Source organism: Pseudomonas paracarnis, from assembly GCF_904063055.1.
GTDB classification, from domain to species: domain Bacteria; phylum Pseudomonadota; class Gammaproteobacteria; order Pseudomonadales; family Pseudomonadaceae; genus Aquipseudomonas; species Aquipseudomonas paracarnis.
This window is the reverse complement of sequence record NZ_CAJFCN010000020.1, coordinates 47,543-62,629: the sequence shown is the minus strand read 5'-3', so window position 1 is coordinate 62,629 and position 15,087 is coordinate 47,543. Positions and strand designations below refer to the sequence as shown.

The 15,087-nt window shown below is 62.0% G+C and carries 15 protein-coding genes; 8 read left to right on the top strand and 7 right to left on the bottom strand.

From position 1 onward, the window contains the following. On the top strand, window positions 1-923 hold a 923-nt coding region (locus tag JMV15_RS26125), incomplete at its 5' end, for an ATP-binding cassette domain-containing protein (protein WP_201491959.1). A 9-nt stretch (window positions 924-932) separates the two neighbouring features. Further along, window positions 933-1,901 (top strand): L-arabinose ABC transporter permease AraH, encoded by a 969-nt coding sequence (araH, locus tag JMV15_RS26120; protein ID WP_038449814.1) that lies wholly within the window; start codon window positions 933-935, stop codon window positions 1,899-1,901. Between the two features lie 115 nt (window positions 1,902-2,016). On the opposite strand, the gene JMV15_RS26115 is transcribed toward araH, so the two are convergent. Next, complete coding sequence (locus tag JMV15_RS26115; RefSeq protein WP_019817327.1) at window positions 2,017-3,165, bottom strand: aldose epimerase family protein; 1,149 nt, start codon at window positions 3,163-3,165, stop codon at window positions 2,017-2,019. Window positions 3,166-3,303: 138 nt separating this feature from the next. Between JMV15_RS26115 and JMV15_RS26110 the strand changes: the two genes are divergently transcribed. Then, the gene (locus JMV15_RS26110; RefSeq protein WP_014718077.1) at window positions 3,304-4,071 is read left to right on the top strand and encodes an SDR family NAD(P)-dependent oxidoreductase; all 768 of its coding nucleotides are present in this window, start codon (window positions 3,304-3,306) and stop codon (window positions 4,069-4,071) included. 73 nt (window positions 4,072-4,144) lie between these two features. On the opposite strand, the gene JMV15_RS26105 is transcribed toward JMV15_RS26110, so the two are convergent. Together JMV15_RS26105 and mug are read right to left on the bottom strand one after the other, a co-directional pair. Further along, entirely contained in the window at window positions 4,145-4,741 is a 597-nt protein-coding gene (locus JMV15_RS26105) for a glutathione S-transferase family protein (protein ID WP_038449817.1), read from the bottom strand. A gap of 30 nt (window positions 4,742-4,771) precedes the next feature. Continuing rightward, on the bottom strand, window positions 4,772-5,305 hold the full coding sequence (gene mug / locus JMV15_RS26100; RefSeq protein ID WP_014718079.1) for a G/U mismatch-specific DNA glycosylase: 534 nt from the start codon (window positions 5,303-5,305) through the stop codon (window positions 4,772-4,774). Window positions 5,306-5,400: 95 nt separating this feature from the next. On the opposite strand from mug, the gene yghU reads away from it, so the two are divergent. Continuing rightward, window positions 5,401-6,231 carry a glutathione-dependent disulfide-bond oxidoreductase gene (gene yghU / locus JMV15_RS26095; RefSeq protein ID WP_020303155.1) on the top strand — a complete coding sequence of 277 codons (831 nt, stop codon included), beginning with the start codon at window positions 5,401-5,403 and terminating at the stop codon, window positions 6,229-6,231. Between the two features lie 122 nt (window positions 6,232-6,353). On the opposite strand, the gene JMV15_RS26090 is transcribed toward yghU, so the two are convergent. Genes JMV15_RS26090 through JMV15_RS26080 form a run of 3 tightly spaced genes read right to left on the bottom strand, consistent with a single transcriptional unit; the run spans window position 6,354 to window position 9,095 of the window. Beyond that, complete coding sequence (locus JMV15_RS26090; protein WP_019817323.1) at window positions 6,354-7,280, bottom strand: sugar ABC transporter substrate-binding protein; 927 nt, start codon at window positions 7,278-7,280, stop codon at window positions 6,354-6,356. 19 nt (window positions 7,281-7,299) lie between these two features. Continuing rightward, on the bottom strand, window positions 7,300-8,079 hold the full coding sequence (locus JMV15_RS26085; protein ID WP_038449819.1) for a TIM barrel protein: 780 nt from the start codon (window positions 8,077-8,079) through the stop codon (window positions 7,300-7,302). Beyond that, window positions 8,079-9,095, bottom strand: a complete 1,017-nt coding sequence (locus tag JMV15_RS26080) for a Gfo/Idh/MocA family oxidoreductase (protein WP_032904124.1) — start codon at window positions 9,093-9,095, stop codon at window positions 8,079-8,081. The genes JMV15_RS26085 and JMV15_RS26080 overlap by 1 nt, the downstream gene beginning before the upstream one ends. 187 nt (window positions 9,096-9,282) lie before the next feature. On the opposite strand from JMV15_RS26080, the gene JMV15_RS26075 reads away from it, so the two are divergent. Then, window positions 9,283-11,244 (top strand): sigma-54 interaction domain-containing protein, encoded by a 1,962-nt coding sequence (locus JMV15_RS26075; RefSeq protein WP_038449823.1) that lies wholly within the window; start codon window positions 9,283-9,285, stop codon window positions 11,242-11,244. A gap of 18 nt (window positions 11,245-11,262) precedes the next feature. Here the strand turns inward: JMV15_RS26075 and JMV15_RS26070 are convergent, their stop codons facing one another. After that, the gene (locus tag JMV15_RS26070; protein ID WP_038449824.1) at window positions 11,263-12,312 is read right to left on the bottom strand and encodes a LacI family DNA-binding transcriptional regulator; all 1,050 of its coding nucleotides are present in this window, start codon (window positions 12,310-12,312) and stop codon (window positions 11,263-11,265) included. Between the two features lie 161 nt (window positions 12,313-12,473). On the opposite strand from JMV15_RS26070, the gene JMV15_RS26065 reads away from it, so the two are divergent. Genes JMV15_RS26065 through JMV15_RS26055 form a run of 3 tightly spaced genes read left to right on the top strand, consistent with a single transcriptional unit; the run spans window position 12,474 to window position 15,087 of the window. Further along, entirely contained in the window at window positions 12,474-13,568 is a 1,095-nt protein-coding gene (locus JMV15_RS26065; RefSeq protein WP_038449826.1) for a fatty acid desaturase family protein, read from the top strand. Next, complete coding sequence (locus tag JMV15_RS26060) at window positions 13,565-13,891, top strand: MocE family 2Fe-2S type ferredoxin (protein WP_019817317.1); 327 nt, start codon at window positions 13,565-13,567, stop codon at window positions 13,889-13,891. Before JMV15_RS26065 ends, JMV15_RS26060 begins: the two co-directional genes overlap by 4 nt. Then, window positions 13,888-15,087: an NAD(P)/FAD-dependent oxidoreductase gene (locus tag JMV15_RS26055; protein ID WP_038449828.1), complete on the top strand. Its 1,200-nt coding sequence runs from the start codon at window positions 13,888-13,890 to the stop codon at window positions 15,085-15,087. The genes JMV15_RS26060 and JMV15_RS26055 overlap by 4 nt, the downstream gene beginning before the upstream one ends.

Genomic DNA, 15,087 nt, shown 5'->3' with positions numbered 1-15,087 from the left:
TGCTCTACGTGTCGCACCGTATGGAAGAAGTGTTCCGTATCTGCGATGCGGTGACGGTGTTCAAGGACGGCCGCTACGTGCGTACTTTCGAGGACATGAGCACGCTGACTCACGACCAGTTGGTGACCTGCATGGTCGGTCGCGATATTCAGGACATCTACGATTACCGCCCGCGCGAGCAAGGCGAAGTGGCGCTCAAGGTGGACGGCTTGCTCGGCCCGGGCCTGCGTGAGCCGATCAGTTTCCAGGTGCGCAAGGGCGAGATCCTGGGCCTGTTCGGGCTGGTGGGGGCGGGGCGTACCGAGCTGTTTCGCCTGCTCAGTGGGTTAGAGCGCGCCAGTGCCGGCAGCCTGGAACTGTGCGGGCACGCGCTGCAACTGCGCTCACCCCGGGACGCCATCGCCGCCGGGGTATTGCTGTGTCCGGAGGATCGCAAGAAAGAGGGCATCATCCCGCTGGGCAGCGTCGCTGAAAACATCAACATCAGCGCCCGTGGTGCCCATTCCACCTTTGGCTGGCTGTTGCGCGAAGGCTGGGAGAAAGGCAACGCCGACCGACAGATCCAGGCGATGCGGGTCAAAACGCCGAACGCGGCGCAGAAGATCCTGTACCTGTCCGGCGGCAACCAACAGAAAGCCATTCTTGGCCGCTGGCTGTCGATGCCGATGAAGGTGTTGCTGCTGGACGAACCCACTCGCGGTATCGACATCGGCGCCAAGTCGGAGATCTACCAGATCATCCATAACCTGGCGGCCAGTGGCATTGCGGTGATCGTGGTGTCCAGCGACCTGATGGAGGTGATGGGCATCTCTGACCGCATCCTGGTGCTGTGCGAAGGCGCCCTGCGCGGCGAACAACTGCGCGAGCACGCGACTGAATCCAACCTGCTGCAACTGGCCTTGCCACGCGGCCTGGCGAACTGAGAGACGACCATGACCATTCAAAACAACGCGTTGCCCTCGGCACGCAAACCCCTCGATATGCGTGCATTGCTCGATAACTGGGCGATGCTCTTGGCGGCGGTGGGCATCTTCGTACTGTGCGCGCTGCTGATCGATAACTTCCTCTCTCCGCTCAACATGCGCGGCTTGGGCCTGGCGATTTCGACTGTCGGTATTGCCGCGTGCACCATGCTGTTCTGCCTGGCCTCGGGGCACTTCGACCTGTCGGTAGGCTCGGTGATCGCCTGCGCCGGGGTAGTTGCGGCGATTGTAATGCGCGATACCGACAGCGTGATGCTGGGCATTGGTGCAGCGCTGCTGATGGGCCTGATGGTGGGGCTGATCAACGGCATCGTGATCGCCAAGCTGCGGGTCAACGCCTTGATCACTACCCTGGCGACCATGCAGATCGTGCGCGGCCTGGCTTACATCTTTGCCGACGGCAAGGCAGTAGGCGTGTCCCAGGAGCAATTTTTCGTGTTCGGCAACGGCCAATTGTTGGGTGTGCCGGTGCCGATCCTGATCACCATTGTCTGCTTCCTGTTCTTCGGCTGGCTGCTTAACTACACCACCTATGGGCGCAACACCATGGCCATCGGCGGTAACCCGGAGGCGGCGCTGCTGGCGGGCGTGAACGTTGACCGCACCAAGATCCTGATCTTCGCCATCCATGGCCTGATCGGCGCCTTGGCCGGGGTGATCCTGGCTTCGCGCATGACCTCTGGCCAACCGATGATCGGCCAGGGTTTCGAGCTCACGGTGATCTCGGCCTGCGTGCTGGGTGGGGTGTCGCTGAGCGGCGGCATCGGCATGATCCGCCATGTGATTGCCGGGGTGTTGATTCTGGCGATCATCGAGAATGCGATGAACCTGAAGAACATCGATACCTTTTACCAGTATGTGATCCGCGGTTCGATCCTGCTGTTGGCCGTGGTCATCGACCGCATGAAACAACGCTGAACCCAGGCGCTGTGAAAAACCAATGTGGGAGCTGGCTTGCCTGCGATAGCGTTGGTTCAGGCAATAATTGAGTAGCCTGTGCCACCGCCATCGCAGGCAAGCCAGCTCCCACAATTTAATCAGCGGTGAACTTGAAAATAGTGTGTTGGGTGTAAGTCTGCCCTGGATTCAAACGCGTTGAGGCAAAGCTCGGCTGGTTAGGCGCATCCGGAAAATGCTGGGTCTCCAAGGTAAACCCACTCCAGTGCTGGTACGTCTCGCCGCCTTTGCCCTTCACCGAACCGTCCAGGAAGTTGCTGGTATAGAACTGTACGCCAGGCTCTGTGGTGTAGAGCTGCAAACGTCGGCCTGATTCAGGATCATGCACCTCGGCGGCCAGTTGCTTGACGTCCCCTTTGGTATCCAGCGCCCAGTTGAAGTCGAAGCCACCTTGCTTGGGCTCGGCGAATTTGAGCTGCGGATGGTCTGCCTTGATGTGCTGGCCGATGGGTGTGGGCTTCAGGAAGTCCATGGGCGTGCCCTTGACCGGCGCCAGTTCGCCGGTGGGAATCAAGGTGGCATTCACCGGTGTGTAGTGGCTGGCGTGCAAGGTGGCGACCTGCTTGAGAATGTCGCCGTTGCCCGCGCCGGCCAGGTTGAAGTAGCTGTGGTTGGTGAGGTTGAGCACCGTCGGTTTGTCGGTGGTGGCGGTGTAGTCGATGTGCAGTTCGTTGTGGTCGTTGAGGCGGTAGGTGACCTCGGTTTTCAAGTTGCCCGGAAAGCCCATTTCCCCATCTTTGGACAGGTAGGTGAGGGTGACGCCCACCGAATCCTTGTCCTTGACCGATTTGGCTTGCCACACCTGCTTGTCGAAGCCCTGGGCGCCGCCATGCAATGAGTTGGGGCCGTCGTTGAGCGGTACCTGGTAGCGTTTGCCGTCGAGTTCGAAGGCGCCGCCTGCCAGTCGATTGCCGAAGCGGCCAATGGTCGCGCCGAAAAACGCGGTACCGCCTTGATAGCCTTGCACGTCATCGAAGCCCAGCACCACGTCGTCGAGCTTGCCGTGTTTGTCTGGCACTTTTAGCGACTGCAGCACGCCGCCGTAGGTGATCACCGTGGCTTGCATGCCATGGCTGTTGCGCAACACGTACTGTTCGACGGCGGTGCCATCGTTGGTTTTGCCGAAGGGTTTGTGTTCGCTGCTAAGGCCGGCGGCGTGCGCGCCACCGCTGGCGATCAGCATGGACAGCGCGAGGCCGGACAGCAGGTATCGAGGGTGCTTCATGGTCGAACTTCCTTTTGTTGTTTTGCTGGAATAGTTCTACTAATTTGAGATATTTTGTCGATATGACAGCAGATTTATAGCCTTTAACGCCGTTCTTGCAAAATAAAATAAGACTAATTAAGCGGAGCACTGATTGTTATGACTACCCAGCAAGCAATTTATCCCGACCTCAAGGACAAAACCGTGCTGGTTTCCGGCGGGGCGTCGGGGATTGGCGAGTTCATGGTGCGTGCCTTCGCCGCGCAGGGTGCCAAGGTGGCGTTTGTGGACCGTGCACAGAGCCAGGGTGAACGCTTGGCGGCGCTGCTCAACTCCAAAGGGCACAGTGTCGAGTTCGAGTGCTGCGATATCACCGACGAGATCGGCTACCGCGCGGCGATCGGGCGCTTCGAACATTCCCTGGGGCCGATCACGGTACTGGTCAACAACGCAGCGAACGATGTGCGCCACAGCCTGGAAGAAATCGACTCGCACATGTTCGACCAGCTGATTGCGGTCAACCTCAAGCACGCCTTCTTTGCCGCCAAGGCGGTGGTGCCCATGATGAAGGAGGCCGGTAGCGGCTCGATCATCAACCTGGGCTCGGTGGGCTGGATGATGGCCTCGGCCGGCTACCCCGTATACGCCGCCAGCAAGGCCGCCGCCCACGGCATGACCCGAGCCCTGGCGCGTGAGCTGGGGCCCAACCGTATTCGCGTCAACACCTTGGTGCCGGGTTGGGTGATGACCGAAAAACAACTGGCCATGTGGGTCGACGACGCCGCCAAGGAACTCATCGCCCGCAGCCAGTGCCTGCCCGGCAGCGTGATGCCAGAACACATCGCCAACATGGCGCTGTTTTTGGCCTCGGATGCCTCGGCGATGTGCTCGGCGCAGAACTTTATCGTTGACGGCGGGTGGGTATAAAACGCGATTTTCAGAATGATGCACATCGAGTGTGGGAGCGAGCAAGCCCGCTCCCACAGTTAAATTGTGGTGCTTACTCGATGGGGTAACGCTTGAACGCCGGGTGCTGCTCCAGGCGTTCAGCATGGCGCTTGAGGTTGGGGAACGCATCGGCTTTCACCACCGAGGGCACGGTGAACTGGCTGAACGACCAGGCGACCGCTGCGGTAATCGACGCCTGGGTCAGCGCTTCATTGCCTGCCAGCTGCTTGTCCAGCAGCGCATAAGCCGCCAGCAGTTGCCCGGTAACGCGCTCAAGCCACGGCGCATGCAATTTTTCAGCGGGGCGAAGGTTGTGTTCATAGACGATCTGCACGCTTTTCTCGCATGCCGCCAGCGCGAGCCCAAGCAATTGCAGGTCACGGGCACGTGCCGCCGGTTGTTGGGGCAGCAGCTTCTTGTCAGCCGGCGCCAGCGTTTCCAGGTAATCGAGGATCAGGCTCGAATCCATCAGCACCGTCCCATCGTCCAGCACCAGGGTAGGGGCCTTGACTACGGGGTTGATCTGGGCAAATTCAGCGTAAGTGCTGAACACCGACAGCGGTTCATGCACAAAGTCCACCCCGTATAACTCCAGGGAAACAGCCACGCGGCGTACGTAGGGCGAGTCCAGCATTCCGACCAGTTTCATGCAGCCTCCATTGCTTACAGGGTGTTGGGCTCAAGAGATTACGGGCACGGGCCGGGCGTGCGCAACGGCGTTGTGCAGCAGCCGATACGCTTGCACCAATTGATCGAGGCTGAACGCCAGGTTGCGCCCGCTGGGGTTGGGCAGCACCCAGACCGAGGCGTCGCCCAATGGCTGCGCTTGCAAACCCCAGGCGACCTCGCGCTGGCCGCTCAGCGCGCTATAGCCGGGCTTGCCGAGGAACGCCACGAAACGCGGGGCATGGCGGCGGATCTTGTGTTCGAACGCCGCCGCCGCGTCCTGGAATTCATGCCGCGCCAACTCGCCTGCACTGGCCGTTGGCCGTGCCACCAAGGTGGTCAATCCGCAACCGTAGTGCAGCAAGGTGGCGCCGTCTTGCGGGCGAATTTCATGGGGCGTGAAACCGGCCAGATGCACGGTGCGCCAGAAGCGGTTGCTGCGATTGGCAAAATGCAGGCCGAGGGCTGCCGAGCCCTTGCCAGGGTTGATGCCGCAGAACAGTACGTGCAAGTGGTCGGCGAGGAGGTCGTCGAGTCGCTCGTTCATGCCGGATCTTCCATGCTGATAGGTGTGACGAGTCATCAACCTTTGGTTTAGTCTGGAACGCTTAGTGGATCACAAGCGCCTCTGGAGCATTGATTATGACCGAGTACGTACCTGCCAAAGTCTGGACCTGGGACACCGAAAGCGGCGGCACCTTCGCCAGCATCAACCGGCCCATCGCCGGCGCCACCCACGAAAAGCCGCTGCCGGTGGGCAAGCACCCGCTGCAGTTATACTCCCTGGCCACGCCCAATGGGCAGAAGGTCACGATCCTGCTGGAAGAACTGCTGGCCCTGGGGCACAGCGGCGCCGAATACGATGCCTGGCTGATCAAGATCGGCGACGGCGACCAGTTCGGCAGTGGCTTTGTGGCGGTGAACCCGAACTCGAAGATTCCGGCGCTGATGGACCACAGCGGCGCCACGCCGATTCGCGTGTTCGAATCGGGCGCGATTCTGCAGTACCTGGCCGAGAAGTTCGGTGCGTTCCTGCCCACGGAGCCTGCGGCCCGGGCTGAATGCCTGTCGTGGCTGTTCTGGCAGATGGGCAGCGCGCCTTACCTGGGGGGTGGCTTCGGGCATTTCTATGCCTATGCGCCGAGCAAGATGGAATACCCGATCAACCGCTTCGCCATGGAGACCAAGCGCCAACTGGATGTGCTGGATAAGCGCCTGGCGGTCAGCCAATACATCGCCGGGGATGAATACACCATTGCCGACATCGCGATATGGCCTTGGTACGGTGGGTTGGTCAAAGGCCGCTTGTATGGCGACTCGGCGGAGTTTCTCTCTGTGCATGAATACAAGCACGTGCTGCGCTGGGCCGACGCAATTGACGCCCGGCCGGCGGTGCAGCGCGGGCGGCGGGTGAACCGGGTGTCGGGTGAGGAGCAGTTGCCAGAACGGCATGATGCAAGTGACCTGGATTGATTCAGATCCAGTGTGGGAGGGGGCTTGCCCCCGATGGCGGTGAATCAGTCACAGATGTAACAACTGATCCACCCTCATCGGGAGCAAGCCCCCTCCCACATTTAGTTTTCCTTCGCTTCGATTTATTTGTAGCGTTGTTCGAATACCGCCACCTGTTCGGGCTTGATCAGTTCAAACGGCACCCACACTTGGGCTTCAATCGGCTCGCCCTTGATCATCTTGATCGCCGCTTGCACCGCCTGGGTCGCCTGGGCCTTGGGGTCCTGGAACACTGAGGCAGCAAGCAGCCCACGCTTGATCGCTGCCAAACCGTCGGGCAAGCCGTCGATGCCGACGATCGCAATCTCGCCCTTGGCCTTGCCGGCTTGCTGCAACGCCATGGCCGCACCGATTGCCATTTCATCATTGTTGGCGACAATGGCATCGAACTGTGTACCTGCCAGCAGCCAGTTGCTGGTGAGGTCCATGCCTTTGTTGCGTTGCCACTCGGCGCTTTGCTGCTCGACGATCTTGATACCGGGAAAGTCCTTGAGCACCTGCCTGGCGCCTTCGGTACGGTCATGGGTGGCGTTCTGTGCAAGGTCGCCCATGATGATCGCCACATTGCCCTTGCCGCCCAGTTTTTGGGCGAGGTAGCGCATCTGCAATTGCCCCGCTTCGATGTCGTTGGAGGCCACCGTGACCACGCCCGCAGGCAGCGTACGCTCATCCGGGTGGCGGTTGACGTACACCAGCGGTGTCTTCGCCGCCACGGCGGCGCGGGTGATGTTGGCAGTGGCGGCGGTGTCGACCGGCAGCACGATCACCGCATCGACCTTCTGGTTGAGAAAACCTTCTACTTGATTGAGCTGGCGCACCACATCGCCCTGGGCGTCTTCAAATTGGATCTGCACGTCCTGGTGTTTGGCTGCTGCCTCCAGGCCGGTGCGCACGTAGGTCATGAAGTTATCGTCCACCCGGGCAATGCTCACGCCGATGCGATAGGCGGCGAAGGACCACTGGCTGAACATCAACAACAGCGCGGCCACTAGTAATGAATAACGGTGCATGAGGCTGTTCCTTTTATTGTTATAGGGTGAATGCCTGGCGGAAACGCTCCAGAGCCGACTCGCTGTCGCCGCTGGCCCAGCCCTCCAGGCCGACCACACCGGTGTAACCCATGGCGTGCAAGACCCGGGCAATGGCCGGGTAGTGGATTTCGCCCGTGCCGGGCTCTTTGCGCCCAGGCACATCAGCGACCTGGATTTCGCCGATGGCGCTGCCAGCGCGCTGGATCAATTCGATGAGGTTACCTTCGCCAATCTGCGCGTGGTACAGGTCCAGGTTCATTTTCAGATGCGGGCTGCCGACGGCTTCGATCAGGGCCAGGGTGTCGTCGGCACGTGCGAACGGTGTACCTGGGTGGTCGACGGCGGTGTTGAGGTTTTCCAGCAGGAACACGCGGCCGGCGTCTTCCCCCAGGCGCGCGATTTTCTCCAGGCTCTTGCAAGCGCTCAGCCACATGCGCCCGTTGGTGTGGCTGACGGCCTGCACGGGCAGGCCGCCTTCACCCAGGCCCGTGCCATGCAGATTGAGGCTGGGGCAATTGAGGCGCTCGGCAATGCCCAGGGACTCACGGGCGCTGTCGAGCAATTGGCGGATGCCGTCGGGGTCGGTGAGGGTGCCGGTGAGGTAGCCGGTCATCGAGGTGAAGTCCGCGCCTGTCGCCGCCAAGGCATTGATGTCCTTGTCGGCCCAACTCCAGATTTCGGCGCTGAAGCCCAAGGCATGAATACGTTTGACCCGTTCGATGAAGGGCAGTTCGAGAAACACCATTTCGGCACTGACGGCCAATTTGAACGGCATCATCAGCGGGCTCCTTGAACGGCCACGGCCTTGCCGGTTTGGTACGACTCAATGCAGGCACGGGCAATTGCCAGGGCTGCACGCGCATCTTCACCGCTGGCCAGGGGCTTGGCGCCGCTGCGCAGGCAGTCGACAAAGTGGTTGAGCTCGGCAATGTATGCGTCGCGCAGCAGGTCGGTGTCCATCCGCTGGGTGTCTGCCTGGATGCCCTCGGCCAGGTAGCGCACCAGGTCGCAGTCGTTAAGGCTGCCCATGCTCAGCATGCCCTTGCTGCCGAACACTTCGCCGCGCACGTCGTAGCCATACACGGCCTGGAAGCTGGCTTCGGCGGTGGCAATGGCGCCGTTGTCAAAGCGCAGGGTGACCACGGCGGTATCGAGCAAACCTTGGCTTTTGAATTGCGGGGCAATCAGCGCGTCGGCCATCACCTGCACCTGTACCACTTCGGCCCCAGGGTTGAGGTAGCGCAGGGTGTCGAAGTCGTGGATCAGGGTTTCGAGGAAGATCACCCATTGCGGCGAGTTGGCCGGGTTGTTCAGCGCCGGGTCGCGGGTCAGCGAGCGTAGCAGCTGCGGCGTGCCAATACGTCCGGCGACGACGTCGAGGTGCGCTGTACGAAAGCTTCTGGCGAAGCGCCGATTGAAGCCGACCTGCAACGGCACCCGTGCATCGACAGCGGCGGCGATGGCGCGGTCGGCTTCGTCCAGCGTGATCGCCATGGGCTTTTCGCAGAAGATGCCCTTGCCGGCACGTGCGGCCTTGATCACTAGCTCGGCATGGCTACGGGCAGGTGCGGCGATGAGTACGCCGTCGATGTCCGGGTCGTCCAGCAGCTGTTGCGGGTCGGTGTAGGCCTTGTCCACCCCCAGTTCTGCTGCCAGGCGAGCGGCCTGGCCTGGAACCGGATCGGCGATGGCGGCGAGGCAGGCACCGGGGATATGGCGTGCAGCGGTAAGGCCATGGAAGCTGCCCATGCGACCGGCACCGATCAAACCCAGGCGGATGTTGTGTGTGCTCATGAAACGACCCCTTTTGTTGTTGTGGGCCCCCAGGACCGTCCTGGGTGACACAGGGGCGGGAGCAAGGCCTATGCCAATTTATAAATAGCTGATTTATAAAGGCTTATTATTTTAATCAAACTAAAAGTGTTCATTTTCATGACATGTCTATACTGACATGTCGGAAATGTGAACATGGATAACCGCAATGACCCAGGCGTTCAGTGTGCAAGACCTCGAATACCTCACGAACCTGGGGCCTGCCGCGCTGAACGATGGGCCCATCGCCGCGTTGGAACAGGCGTGGCGAGAGTGCCTGGCTGGCAAAGTCGTGCGTCCGGACGGGGTGCGCCAGGTCATCTGGGATTCCTGGCGACGCAGTGTCGAGGCGGGTATCGAGCCCGGTAACAGCGACTACCGCTTTGTTGCGCCTCATGCGCTGGCGGCGACCCTGGCCCACCATCGCGCCCTGATCGCCGCTGCCGCGCAAGTCATGCATGGATTGCTGGCTTACAACCCGCGCGGGCATATCAACCTCACGGATGCCGAGGGCACGACGCTGTATTTTTGCGGGGTGGACATCACCCCGGTGGGCAGTCGCTTGCTCGAATCGGTGCAAGGCACCAACTGCACCGGCCTGGCCCTGGCCGAAGATCGCCTGGTGTATGTGCTGGCTGAAGAAAATTTCGCCAGCGGCCTGCGCCAGCGCCACATGCACTGCGCCGCCGCGCCGATCAAGGATGCCCAAGGCCAGACCCTGGCCATGCTCACCCTGACCGCCGAGCCCGGCTGGTTTCATTTCCATACCCTGGGCACCGTTCAAGCGGCGGCCGAGGCGGTGTCGCGGCAGATGGCGCTGCAGGTGTTGCTGGAAGAACAACAGGCCGTGCTCGAAGTGCTCAACGAAGGTTTGGTGGTGCTCGATCAGCGTGGCTGCATCAAGGCACTCAACCGTTATGCGCGGCAACTGTTCGGGGTGGGGCGCGAGTTGATCGGCAGTCCTTTCCAGCGCCTGGGCCGCAGTGAACTGAGCGACGCGCTGGGTGAGCCGGTGCGCGACCGCGATTGCACCTTCCACTTGCACGACGCCAGCCAACTCGCCTGCCTGGTTTCGGTATGCCCACTGGAGCAGGGTGGGGTGATTGTGTCGGTGCGCGAAAACCGCCGTATCCGCGAGATTACCCGGCGCATTATCGGCACCCAGGCCCGCTATACCTTCGAGACCATCCTGGGCACCTCGCGGGCCATACAAGATGCACTGCACCTGGGGCGCATTGCCAGTCGCAGCGAGTCCACCACCTTGATCCTCGGCGAAAGCGGCACCGGCAAGGAGCTGTTTGCCCAGGCCATTCATAACGGCAGCGAGCGTTGCAACGGCCCGTTTGTGGCGGTCAACTGCGGCGCGATCCCACGGGACCTGGTGCAGAGTGAACTGTTTGGCCACGTCGAAGGCGCGTTCACCGGCTCGGCGCGGGGTGGGGCGGCAGGCAAGTTCGAACTGGCGGATGGCGGCACCATCTTCCTGGATGAAATCGGCGACATGTCCTTCGATGCCCAGGTCAGTCTGCTACGGGTTTTGCAGGAGGGTGAGATCACCCGCGTCGGGGCCAAGCAATCGCGGCAAGTCGACGTGCGCATCATCGCCGCCACCCATCGCAACCTGAGCCAGGCGGTGGCCGAGGGCGCGTTTCGTGAAGACCTTTACTACCGACTCAACGTGCTGAACCTGAGCGTGCCGCCACTGCGTATGCGCCGTGACGATATCCCATTGCTGGCGCGGCACTTCCTGCAGCGCTGTGCCCGCTCGCTACGTAAAGCGGTGCAAGGTTTCGCGCCGGATGCGTTGGCGTTGCTGTCAGCCCATGGCTGGCCGGGCAACGTGCGGGAACTGGAGAACGTTATCGAACGAGCGACCAACCTGGCGATGGGCGAGCTGATTCAATCGGCCGACTTGCCGTTGGAAACCCAGCAACGCCCGACGTTGCGCGCCTACCAGCCCCAGCCCGCGCAGGATTTGAGCAGCCATGAAAGGCACGCCATCGTTGCCGCGCTCACCAGCACCCGCGGCAACATTCGCCTGGCCGCACAGCAACTGGATGTGTCGCGGGGCGGGCTGTACAACAAGATGAGCCGGTTTGGCTTGAGCGCCGCTGATTTCCGTGAGCGCTGAAACCTCAAGCCAAACCGATCAGCTGCACAGGTTTTCCGGGGTCACTATCTGCGGCGGTATATGCACGCGGTGCCTCAATGGGTCAAACCCCTCATCACTCTGCAAGCGCACCAGCAACTCCACCAGCGCCACGGCCGTTTGCCGTGGCTGCGAGTCCATCACCACATCAATCAAGCCGTTGCTCAATGCCTGACGCGACAACGGCGTGGACTCTTGCAGGATGCAGCACAGCGCCGGGCGCTTGGGCAGTTGCGCCAGGGCGTTGATCACGCCGTCGCCACCACCGCCGACCACACATAACCCACGCAAATCGGTATGGCGGCTGAGCAGATCGAGGGTGGCTTCTTCGGTGATGTCGCAGTTGTCCAGGTTGATCAGCGGCTCCAACGGTTTGAGCCCCGGCGCGTGTTCGGCCAGGTAGCTGTGCAAGCCCTCGACCCGTGCCTGATGGCCGAGGAAACGATGGCCGCCCAACAGGATGCCCACGCTGCCTTTGCGTGCGCCGCAGGTGCGCGCCAGCAGCCAGCCCATGGTGCGCCCGACCACGTGGTTGTTCTGGCCTACATAGGGTTCGCCAGCGTGTTCATGGATATCCGAAAGCAGGGCAACCACCGGCACGCCTGCTTCACGGATCTGCGCCAGGCAGGCGTTGATCAACGGATGGGCGAAGCTGACCACCGCGAGGGCGTCGCACTGCACGGCCAGTTGTTCGATTTGCGCGACGATGACGCCGGGCGTGCGGTCGTTGATGTAGTCGAACTGGCAGCTCAGGTTAGCGGTGGCGTGATGCTGCGCTGCCTCGCTAATGGCGTGGGCCAACTGCGCATAGAAGGCTTGGGCGGTCCCCAGCAACAGCACGCCGAAACGGTAGGTGGGCCGACGTTCGCGAATGCGCTGGCCGATCAGCCGTGCGGCGAAATAGCCCACCGCTTCGGCGGCCTGGAACACCTGTTCGGCGGTGCCGGGGTTGACCGGCGCGCGGGCGTTCAATACGCGGTCGACGGTGGCTACGCTGAGCCCCGCATGGGCGGCGACGGTGGCGATGGTTGGGCGTTTGTTGTTGTGCATGGCAGGCCCCTTGAGCGTCTTGATAGAAAACTATCAAGCCCCGCTGGGCCTGGATGATAGCTTGATAGGGAATGGATTCAAGGCCTTGAGGGTGATTTAGCCGCACTCTATCGTTGGTTTCGCAAAGCACCTGAAACCCACGCTTGCGGAGAACAATAACAATGCCTGGACACACCGCTCACCGCGCTCGGCGCGATTACAGCCTCACCGGCCCCGAAGCCGCCCGGGCCGCCGACAAGGGCCTGGTCTCGGCCCGTTGGTACCAGTCGCCCATCCCGCGCAATCGCATGAAAGCCCTGATGCAACGCCGCGACGCTCCGGCGTTGCTCGACACCGCCCTGTGGTTCTCAGCGTTGTTGGCCACCGGTGTCGGCGGCTACTGGTTCTGGGGCAGTTGGGCCTGCGTGCCATTCTTCATCGCCTACGGTGTGCTCTACGGCACGGCCTCCAACCCGCGCTGGCACGAAACCGGCCACGGCACGGCGTTCAAGACCCGCTGGATGAACGATGCGCTGTATCAGGTGGCGAGCTTCATGTGCCTCTTCGAACCCCACGTGTGGCGCTGGAGCCATGCCCGCCATCACACCGACACCATCGTCGTCGGTCGCGACCCGGAGATCGTTGAACCGCGCCCGCCGAGCTTATGGATGATGGCCCTCAGTCTGTTCAACCTACCCCTGGCCTGGAAGACCTTCAGCGGCGTGGCCCGCCATACGTTCGGGCGAATGAGTGCCCAGGAGCAGGACTTCATCCCCGAATCCGAGTGGCCCAAGGTGTACCGAGATGCGCGTATCTGGGTCGGCATCTACGCCCTGATCATCGGCACCGCGCTGTACCTGCACAGCGCGTTGCCGCTGATGCTGGTGGGCCTGCCCAGCCTCTACGGCGCGTGGCTCGGCTACCTGTTTGGTCTCAGCCAACACGTGGGCCTGGCCGAAGATGTGCTCGACCACCGTAGCAATTGCCGCACCATCTACATGAACCGCGTGTTGCGCTTTATCTACATGAACATGAACTACCACCTCGAACACCACATGTACCCGATGGTGCCTTACCACGCGCTCAGTCAACTGCACGAAGAGATCCGCAGCGACTGCCCGCCGCCGTATGCCAACCTGTGGCAGGCCTACCAGGAAATCATTCCGACGATCTGGCGCCAGCGCAGAGACCCCAGCTATTTCGTCCAGCGCCCCACCCGTGGCGAGCAAGCTCGCTCGCCACAGACTGAAAGCCAGTCATTGGAGATAAATGCATGAACGATCAATGGATCGACGTCTGCGCCGTGGGCGAAATAGAAGCAGAAGACGTGCTGCGCTTCGACCACGGCGCGCAGACCTACGCGGTGTTCCGTTCCGCCGATAACGAATTCTTCGCCACCGCCGGCCTGTGCACCCACGAGAAAATCCACCTGGCCGACGGCCTGGTGATGGACCATGTGATCGAATGCCCCAAGCACAACGGACGCTTTGATTACCGCACCGGCAAGGCCCTGGGCGCGCCGGTGTGCGTCAACCTCAAGACCTACCCCGTGCGGGTAGATGCGGGGCGGGTACTGCTCGCCGTCACGGCCGAAGAATGAACGCTCCCCTGATCATCGTCGGCGCCGGCCATGCTGGTGGCCGTGCGGCACTGACCCTGCGTGACGAAGGTTACAGCGGGCGCCTGATCCTGATTGGCGATGAAGCGCACTTGCCCTACGAGCGGCCACCGTTGTCCAAGGGCTTGCTGCAAGGCTCGACCGACTTGGCGCAATGCAGCCTGTGCGACAGCCAGCAGTTGGCGGCGCTCGAGGTAGAGCATATCGCCGCCAACCCGGTCAGCCGCCTGGAGCCGCAGCACCACCGGTTGCAATTGGCCGACGGCCAGTGGTTGAGCTATGCCGGCCTGCTGCTGGCCACCGGAGGCCGGGCGCGGCGTTTGCCCCAGGAGCAGGCCAACGTGTTTTACCTGCGCACCCATGATGACGCGTTGGTCTTGCGCAATGAATTAAAGCCAGGCGCCAGGCTGGTGGTGGTTGGCGGTGGTTTTATCGGCCTGGAGGTGGCAGCGACGGCGCGGGGCCTGGGCTGCGAGGTGACGCTACTGGAAGCCGGGCCACGGCTGGCAGGGCGGGTGTTGCCGCCGGTGATCAGTGACGCGTTGCTGGCCTTGCACCGTGAGCAGGGTGTGGACGTGCGTTTGAACGTCGCCCTGGAGTGCATCCACGCCGACGCCGTGCAACTGGTCGACGGGCAGCGGCTGCCCTGCGACCTGGTGGTGGTCGGCATTGGCATGCAGCCCAACATCGAGTTGGCCGCGGCGGCGGGCTTGGACGTCGGGCAGGGCATTCGTGTCGACGCGCAGTTGCGAACCAGTGTGGCGGATATCTACGCGGCGGGGGATGTGTGCGAGTTTCGCCTGGCGGGCCTTTATCAGCGCCAGGAAACCTGGCGCAACGCCGAAGCCCAGGGCCGTCTCGCGGCGTTGAACCTGCTGGGGCAGGCGTTGGCGTTCGAGATGATCCCGGGTTTCTGGTCCGATCAATACGCGTGGGGCTTGCACACCGTCGGGGTGATGACTGCGCTGATGGTTCGCCGGGAATTGCCCGACGGTGGCCTGCTGCTGTTCTACCTTGACGACCGTCAGCATTTGCAGGGTGCCTGCGGTTGGGCCTTGGGTAACCGCGCAGCCAAGGACATCAAGCTGTGCGAGCACTTGATCACCGCCCACATCCCGCTTAACCCGGCCAGCCTGGCCGACCCCGAGGTATCCCTGAAGCTGTTATTGCGAGGCTGA

Coding starts and splice junctions, on each gene's coding strand:
- araH (WP_038449814.1), top strand. CDS start 933: ATGACCATTCAAAACAACGCGTTGCCCTCGGCACGCAAACCCCTCGAT.
- JMV15_RS26115 (WP_019817327.1), bottom strand. CDS start 3,165: ATGAAGCACCCTCGATACCTGCTGTCCGGCCTCGCGCTGTCCATGCTG.
- JMV15_RS26110 (WP_014718077.1), top strand. CDS start 3,304: ATGACTACCCAGCAAGCAATTTATCCCGACCTCAAGGACAAAACCGTG.
- JMV15_RS26105 (WP_038449817.1), bottom strand. CDS start 4,741: ATGAAACTGGTCGGAATGCTGGACTCGCCCTACGTACGCCGCGTGGCT.
- mug (WP_014718079.1), bottom strand. CDS start 5,305: ATGAACGAGCGACTCGACGACCTCCTCGCCGACCACTTGCACGTACTG.
- yghU (WP_020303155.1), top strand. CDS start 5,401: ATGACCGAGTACGTACCTGCCAAAGTCTGGACCTGGGACACCGAAAGC.
- JMV15_RS26090 (WP_019817323.1), bottom strand. CDS start 7,280: ATGCACCGTTATTCATTACTAGTGGCCGCGCTGTTGTTGATGTTCAGC.
- JMV15_RS26085 (WP_038449819.1), bottom strand. CDS start 8,079: ATGATGCCGTTCAAATTGGCCGTCAGTGCCGAAATGGTGTTTCTCGAA.
- JMV15_RS26080 (WP_032904124.1), bottom strand. CDS start 9,095: ATGAGCACACACAACATCCGCCTGGGTTTGATCGGTGCCGGTCGCATG.
- JMV15_RS26075 (WP_038449823.1), top strand. CDS start 9,283: ATGACCCAGGCGTTCAGTGTGCAAGACCTCGAATACCTCACGAACCTG.
- JMV15_RS26070 (WP_038449824.1), bottom strand. CDS start 12,312: ATGCACAACAACAAACGCCCAACCATCGCCACCGTCGCCGCCCATGCG.
- JMV15_RS26065 (WP_038449826.1), top strand. CDS start 12,474: ATGCCTGGACACACCGCTCACCGCGCTCGGCGCGATTACAGCCTCACC.
- JMV15_RS26060 (WP_019817317.1), top strand. CDS start 13,565: ATGAACGATCAATGGATCGACGTCTGCGCCGTGGGCGAAATAGAAGCA.
- JMV15_RS26055 (WP_038449828.1), top strand. CDS start 13,888: ATGAACGCTCCCCTGATCATCGTCGGCGCCGGCCATGCTGGTGGCCGT.